Origin of the sequence: uncultured Bacteroides sp., assembly GCF_910578895.1 — a bacterium.
Taxonomy (GTDB): Bacteria; Bacteroidota; Bacteroidia; order Bacteroidales; family Bacteroidaceae; genus Bacteroides.
Window position 1 is genome coordinate 20,432 of record NZ_CAJTSC010000012.1, and the last position, 7,748, is coordinate 28,179.

Annotated in this window: 6 protein-coding genes; 1 reads left to right on the top strand and 5 read right to left on the bottom strand. The window is 47.6% G+C overall.

What is annotated here, in order from left to right:
- Window positions 1-133 precede the first annotated feature (133 nt).
- Window positions 134-1,801 (bottom strand): long-chain fatty acid--CoA ligase, encoded by a 1,668-nt coding sequence (locus QZ327_RS04690; protein WP_294617547.1) that lies wholly within the window; start codon window positions 1,799-1,801, stop codon window positions 134-136.
- A 281-nt stretch (window positions 1,802-2,082) separates the two neighbouring features.
- Between QZ327_RS04690 and QZ327_RS04695 the strand changes: the two genes are divergently transcribed.
- Entirely contained in the window at window positions 2,083-2,817 is a 735-nt protein-coding gene (locus QZ327_RS04695; RefSeq protein WP_294617549.1) for a hypothetical protein, read from the top strand.
- Window positions 2,818-2,866: 49 nt separating this feature from the next.
- Here the strand turns inward: QZ327_RS04695 and QZ327_RS04700 are convergent, their stop codons facing one another.
- The 4 genes from QZ327_RS04700 to QZ327_RS04715 form a co-directional block, all read right to left on the bottom strand.
- A complete protein-coding gene (locus QZ327_RS04700) occupies window positions 2,867-4,324 on the bottom strand; it encodes a potassium/proton antiporter (protein WP_294617551.1) in 1,458 nt (485 codons plus the stop codon).
- A 236-nt stretch (window positions 4,325-4,560) separates the two neighbouring features.
- Window positions 4,561-5,301, bottom strand: a complete 741-nt coding sequence (locus QZ327_RS04705) for a hypothetical protein (RefSeq protein WP_294617552.1) — start codon at window positions 5,299-5,301, stop codon at window positions 4,561-4,563.
- Window positions 5,276-6,082: a metallophosphoesterase gene (locus tag QZ327_RS04710; RefSeq protein ID WP_294617554.1), complete on the bottom strand. Its 807-nt coding sequence runs from the start codon at window positions 6,080-6,082 to the stop codon at window positions 5,276-5,278. The genes QZ327_RS04705 and QZ327_RS04710 overlap by 26 nt, the downstream gene beginning before the upstream one ends.
- Window positions 6,083-6,288: 206 nt before the next feature.
- Window positions 6,289-7,620, bottom strand: a complete 1,332-nt coding sequence (locus tag QZ327_RS04715) for an MATE family efflux transporter (protein ID WP_294617556.1) — start codon at window positions 7,618-7,620, stop codon at window positions 6,289-6,291.
- Between the last annotated feature and the right edge of the window lie 128 nt (window positions 7,621-7,748).

Consider the following 7,748-nt stretch of genomic DNA (forward strand, 5'->3'; position numbering starts at 1 on the left):
AATCTAATACTATGAAAAACACATTGCAAAGATACGGACATTTGCTAAATCTGCAAATAATTCAATAAAAAAAGCATGTTTTATAACACTTCTTATAAAAACATGCTCTCTTCTATATCTTTTTTAAGAAATATCATCCTTTGGCTTCCTGATACATGAAGCGTTTGATACTCTTCTTGGCGGTCTTTTCAAATTCTTCGAAATGTATTTTCACTTTAGTGATTTGGCTGTATGCCGGCAGGAGCAGATTCAGTTCATTTCGGTTGTCTTCCATCGCTTTCTCTATATCGGCTTGTTGTAACCCGTGTGCAAAGGCATCGTCAAAGTCAGGGTAAATCAATGCCACGAGTTTGTCCTGCTGCAATACAACCAACGATTCGGCTACGTAAGGCATATTGTTCAATTTACTTTCTATCTCTTCAGGATAGATGTTCTGCCCGCTGGAAGTAAGGAGCATGTTCTTGCTCCGGCCGCGTACGGTGATGTAACCGTCGGCATCTATTGTAGCGAGGTCTCCCGTATGCATCCAGCCGTTGACATCTATGATTTGCGAGGTGGCTCCGGCCTTCTTGTAATAACCCAACATCAGGTTGCTTCCCCGGCAAATGATTTCACCCGCTACATGCTGCGGGTCGGGAGAGTCTATCTTTACTTCCATGCGGGTAGCGGCCTTTCCGCAGGATGCGAACTTCAGGGTCTCCCAACGGCTGGAGCAGATGATAGGACCGCATTCCGTCATACCGTAGGCGATGGTATAGGGGAAGCCTATCTGTTGTAGAAAACGTTCCACATCGGCATTGAAAGGGGCGCCGCCAATGATAATCTCATCAAAATTGCCGCCGAAAGCGTCCATTGCTTTTTTGCGTATGTCGGCTTTAATCTTGTCGTTGACAATGGGCATCCGCAACAGCAACTTGCCTATTCTGTTATCTATGAGGGGAAGGATATTCTTTTTGATAATCTTCTCCACGATAAGCGGCACGGAGGAGATGATGCGCGGCTTGATTTCGGAGAACGATTGCGCGATAATCTTGGGCGACGGCATACGCGTGAGGAAGTAGAGGTGTGCCCCTGCCGAGAAACCGTAGAGAAAATCGTAGACCATGCCAAACACGTGTCCTAAAGGAAGCATGGATACAATATGGTCGCCCGGACGAACGGGCAGCATTTCGTGGCAGTAGGCGATGTTGGACCACAGACTGCGGTAGGGCAGCATAACACCTTTGGAGTAACCTGTAGTGCCGGACGTGTAGTTGATGACGGCAAGCTCTTCGGGCGACTGTTCCTTGCGGTAGCAGATATGTTCGGGACGGAAGTTTTTGGGATAGCGTGCGCCGTAAGTGGCGTTACGATGCTCAAAAGCTTCCATTAGCCGCTCGTCACGGCAGACCACCGGGGTGAAGTCTGTCAGCAGGACAACGCCCGCAAGCAGCGGCATGGCCTCTTCGTTCAGATTTTCCCAGACACGGTCGCCCGCAAAGAGAAGCTTGGCTTCGGAGTGGTTCACAATATTGTGTATGTTATCTGCTTTAAATTCGTGGAGAATGGGAACAATTACGGCACCATACGTCACTGTTGCCAAAAAGCATACTGCCCAATGGGCACTGTTGCGTCCGCATACGGCAATCTTGTCACCGGGACGGATGCCGGCACTTTCCAATACGATATGAAATTTGGCAATCTTGCGTGCAACGTCTTTATATTGCAGGGTGATTCCTTGATAGTCTGTCAGGGCGTTTCTATCCCAGTTTTGTATGATGCTTTGTTCTATATAGTCAATGAACCGTTGTTCTTGTTCCATTCGTATATGTGCACACTTTAGTTAAAACTGCGCAAATATAGGGCTTATAGTGATGCGAAACAAGCAGTTTGAAAGTTTTTTCGTGAGAGTTGTATTGTCCGCCTTTGTAGAAAATATTAAAAAGAACCTGCTTTCAACATTTACTTACCTTGAATTATAAATCTGTTCAATAGAAGATTTTTATTATGCTTGGCAGTGGCAGATAGACTTTTAACAGATAAATATTGCATAGAATGAAAGATTTTGATTTCTTTGTCCAAACCATAATAATTTGTATGACCATGAGAAACACAATCTTTCTTCTGTTCTTTTTATATAGCAGTGCGGTGTATGCCCAATACTGCTGTACGGAGCAAGGCACGGTTATTTATTACGTGACCGAGAATTTTAAGAAAAATAAGACTTTACGCGACTCTGTTATAGTGAAGAATGTACTTGACGAGCCGGAACGCATCGTTGTAGAACAATTGGGATATGGCGACAGCTATACTCCGGCAGATGTGAGAGAAGGAACAAACCGTGAGATATTTATATATGGAAAGAAGAAGGATGTTACGGAATTTGTCATACTGGATGCGGAGACGGAGAATGAGGAAGTCCGCAGGTATATGGCTTCCGGCTATGCTCCCGGACATGAAGCCGAGGCGGAAGAGGAATACCGGAAATATAGTGAACATTTTCGGGCGGAAGGCGGGATAAGGATTCCCATAAAAGAGAATGCCGCAATGGACGAAAAGTTGCCGGAGTGCCATTACCTTCATAAGATGAGTTTCATGAAGATGCGTGCTCACCTCAAAGGATGTTATAAGGGTAAAGAAATGGTGAATACTCCGGCAGGGGATTTTGAATGTGTCAAAATCCAAACGGAAAGTGAGGGAAATGTAATGCTGTTTTCCGAAAAAGAGTACGCTACATATTGGTATGCCAAAGGGGTAGGACTTGTGAAAAGTGAAATCTATACCAAACGGGGGAAATTATTGGAAAGGCAAGTGTTGCACGCTGTCCGAAAACCGTAGAAAAGCGACCGGCGCGTGTGCCGGTCGGATACCGTTATACGTTTCCTTCTTATTCGTTTTTGGCTTTTTCGGAGATAAGCAGCAGTTTGTCTCCCACTTGAAGCCGTAGCGTACCGTTGGGTATCAGGTATTTGTTGTCGCGCTTCACTATCATCACGAGCGTTCCTTGAGGCAGGCGCATATCTTTCAGTGTGTCGCCTTTCGCATCGAGCATTTCTTGGGTCACGGTCACATCGTGCAGGTCGGAATCGATGTCCTCGGGCAGCTCTACTCCAAAGTCATTTCCTGTCTTTTCCATCGGTGTGGAAAGTCCCAGCATACGTGCCGCTTTGGAGACTGTAGTGCCTTGAATGACGAGAGACAGGATGGTGATGAAGAATACGATGTTGAAGATGACATCCGCACCGGGCACACCCGCCACCACCGGATAAGTGGCGAAGATGATGGGCACGGCACCGCGCAGCCCTACCCAGGAGACAAACAATTTGGACTTCAGGTTAATGCGTTTCCCGAACGGGAGCAAGCAGAGATACACGCTGAGCGGACGCCCTACAACAATCATGAATGCACCGATAAGCAGTGCCACGGCAGCCACTTCCAGCATTTCGTGCGGGTTGACAAGCAGGCCGAGACACAGGAACATGATTATCTGGAAAAGCCATGTCAGCCCGTCCATAAAGGTGTAAATTTCTTTGCGGTACATTATTTTATTGTTGCCTACCATCATACCGGCAATGTAGACTGCCAGGTAGCCGTTGCCTTTCATTAAGTCGGTAATGGAGAATGTGAAGAACACGAACGACAGCAACAGGATGGGATAGAGCGACTGGTTGTCTATATTCAGCCGGTTCAGCATAAGAATGGCAAGTTTGCCTAACAGATAACCTGCGGCGGCACCCACAATAAATTGTATTATAAAGGAGAAAGCTATCTGCGAGACACCCATGCCCGAAGATTGGATGAACTGTATCAGCACGATGGTCAGCATATAGGCCATCGGGTCGTTACTTCCGCTTTCCAGTTCCAGCATGGGGCGGAGGTTGTGCTTCAGGTTCATCTTCTGCGAGCGCAGGATAGCGAACACCGATGCCGAGTCGGTGGACGACATGGTAGACGCCAGCAGCAAAGAGGTGATTAACGGCAAATGGATGTTGGTCCAACTCATGCCCGAAAGCCACCATATAAACAGTCCGGTGAACAATGCCGTCAGGAGGACACCCAAAGTAGACAATACGATACCGGGGGAAAGGATGGGTTTAATCTCGGTAAACTTAGTGTCCATGCCACCCGAAAACAGAATGATGCTCAAGGCTACCATACCGATGAACTGCGCTTCTTTTGCGTTATGGAATTGCAATCCCAGTCCGTCGCTGCCGAAGAGCATGCCTACTACAAGGAAAAGCAATAAGGCAGGAACTCCGAAACGATAGCCTGTCTTGCCTACTATGATGCTTACGAAAAGTAAAATAGAACCTACGAGTAGAATGTTTTCTGCTGTAAATAACATAATTGTTGTGTTAGGACGTTTGTTATAGAATACTTTGTACACTTTCAATAAATCAAAGTATACCTTAGTGTACAAAGGTATTTATTATGTGGAACAAATACAAGATTTGGTTAGTTCAATTCTTGAAAACTTACTTGCTATGCACGGCTTTTTTCATTTACAGGAGTTGGAGGGAGTCATCGCCCTTCGGGTTAGGAACCGTACGGATGTACGATGCCCGACTATAGTTGGTGAGCCTACAGCAATTGTAACTTCAATCCGAAAGAAAGGCTCAGATAATCCTTTGGTTTCAGGTATTTGTTGGTGAAAGCGCTCACAATGTAGAGGTCGCAAGTGCTCAGCTCGTAGAAGAGCGTGAGCGCTTTTGCCGTAAATCGGCGGTGGGGGTCGATGTCGTAAGTGATACGTTGTCCGAGGAAAGCGTGGATGCGTACTTTGGACGAGAATCCGTAGTAGCCTTTCGGATAACGATCCGGTTCATTCACCCAGAAATCATCGCCGAATACGGTATTGAAGTACATACCACAGGCAAGGGGTTCTGCCGAGAAGCGGCTTTCCTTGATTTGCAGGCTCCAGGGGATGTAATTCTGTTTCAAGGTGAATGTCAGTTTGGCGCAGTCGGACTGATATTTAGGAAGGATGCCCAGAAAGACATCCGTCTCCCATTGGTTACGCTTTCCGTAATCCCAGCCTGTGCCGAAGGAGAGCAGTCCCATGTTGCCGGCAAACTGTAATTTGGTGTGTGTCGGAATCAGGGCATCCCACTGCTTGCGATAGCGGTGTACACGCCGGTCGTAGCGGCTTGGGCGCACAGTACCGGTGACAACGCTGTCGGAGGTTTGCTGTAAATAGATTGTGTCGCGCTTTGTTACAATTACCGTATCCCTTTCTTGTGCGGCAAGCGGACCGCTCCATAATGCCAGCAGGCAGACAACGGCGAATATCGGTTGACTAAAAAAAGACCACTTCACGTTCATATCCGTCGGGTGTTATGGTGAATGTATAATAGCTGCGCTTTTTCATGCAGTCGCTCATGTAGTACATGATACCATCCTCGAAAAGGTTTTCCTCGAACACGTGGTGCTCGTGGGCGGCAGTGCAGAATTGCAGCCCGGGAAATTCGGTCACGTAGCGGTGAAAGACGCGTGCCACATTATTATTGAATTGGTCGGCGTATGGCCGGACGTGCATGGACACTACGGTTTTGTCAAACTCATTCCGGCGGTCGGTCAGTTCCTTCTCAAGGAACATGAAGTCGGGAATGGGGCGGGAGTAGTCGAACTCCATCGCATTGGTATTGAGGCATACGAACTTTATCCGCCCGGCAATGAACGAGAAGTTGGGATTGCCGAATACGGCACGGTATGTCTCTTCTCCTGTGCCGAGGCAGTCGTGGTTGCCAATCAGGACCACGTAGGGCACGCGGAGCTTGTTCATGATGTCACGTTGCCACAGAAATTCGTCTGTAACACCGAAATCGCTCATGTCGCCGCCGTGGATGACGAAGTCGATGTCGTTACGTTTGTTTATCTCTTTTACGAAATCCAGCGTCTCGTCATGCCAGCGTTGCGAGTCGCCCATGGTCACGAATTTAATTGTCGTTTTGTCCTGGCAATTGTGTTCTATTTTTGCGATGTTGTGTGCATTGACGTTGGTTTCGCCACTGATGCGTACGTCATAAGGGTGGTAGTCTATCATTTCACAACTGTGCATAAGCAGGCAAAGCAACGATAGGAGTAGGGGAGTATATTGTTTCATTGCGTTTATAAGGGTTATGTGAGTTCTTGAAAACCGGGGGCAAAGATAGAGTTTTCATTCAAAAGAAGATTTGTCCCGTTTTCCGTTTTTTTGTTCTGTAAGTGATAATCGGGCCGTTACGGCGTGCGCGGCTTTTCATTCGCAGGAGTTATCATTTTGCTAAATGAAGAAGTCGTGACCGGGACGGGATGCGGTCGGTCTTAATCTTACCTTGGTTTCCTGACATATATGCACAGCGCAACGGCTGCCGTGACGAATGCGAAGAAGTCTGATACGGGCATGCTCGTCCAGATACCGTCCAACCCCATGTAGCGGGGCAGGATAACCAGCCCGGGCAGCAGGTATAACAACTGCCGGGTGAGGGAGAGGAATATGCTGATTTTCGCCTTGCCGATGCTTTGAAAGAAGTTGCCGATGACGATTTGTGCGCCTACCAGCGGAAACATGGCTATGCCGATGCGTACTCCTCTTGACGCCATGCCGATTAACTGCCCGTCATTCGTAAAGAGAGCGGAAACGGCATGCGGAAACAGTTCGCAGACGACAAAGCCGGTACTGGTGATACACACGCCTGTAATAATACTCAGGCGTAGTGTCGCTTTTACGCGTTCGTATTTCTGTGCTCCGAAGTTATAGCCCACGATGGGTTGCATGCCCATTGTCAATCCCAATACAATCATTACGTATAGCACCAGCAACCGGTTCATGATGCCGTATGCCCCGATAGCCATGTCGCCGCCGTAGCGTTGCAGGCTATTGTTGACAATGATGACGATGACGCACGCCGTAACGTTCATCAGGAACGGTGACATCCCTATGGAGAATATGCTGCCGATGATACGTTTTTTCATTTTCCAGAAGTCCGGTTGCAGCCGCACGATACTCGTCTTCTGCAGAAAATGGCTCACTACCCATATCATGCCGATGAACTGTGAGATAACCGTTGCCATTGCCGCACCGCGAATGCCCCAGCCGAAGCGGAAGATGAATACGGGAGCCAGTATGACGTTGCATACCACTGTAACCATTGACGTCAGCATGGCTTTTTTCGGATATCCGGTAGCGCGCATCACGTTGTTCAGCCCAATCATGGTATAGGCGATGGGGGTACCCGGCAGGATTACTTGCATAAAGTCTCGTGCGTATGGCAGGGTATCGTTGCTCGCTCCGAAGAAACACAGTATTTCATCCAAAAAGATAAAAGAGATACCGCCAAATAAGATTGAGTTGACAAGGCATAGCATCAAGGTGTTGCCCAACACTTTCGTGGCGCCGTCCATGTCTTTCTGTCCCAGCCGTATGGACGAGATAGTGGCACCGCCCGCCGAAACCAGTGTGCAGAAAGCGACCACCAGGTTCATCAACGGGAAAGTAATGGCAAGTCCGGCGATGCCCATGGCACCTACGCCATGACCGATGAATATACTGTCGATGATGTTGTATAGCGAAGTAATCGTCATACCGATAATGGCAGGGATGGAGTACTGCACAAGCAGTTTGCCGATTCGTTCGGTCCCCAGAATATGCGGATTGTTCATTGGATATATGTCAATTAAACTTCTGCAAAGATAACAAATATTTGCTCAGTTCGATGATTATTCAGACCTTTGCCCTGAATATAAGAGCTTGTTTAAATTTTGTTCGGCATTATTTTGATAGTTCTTTT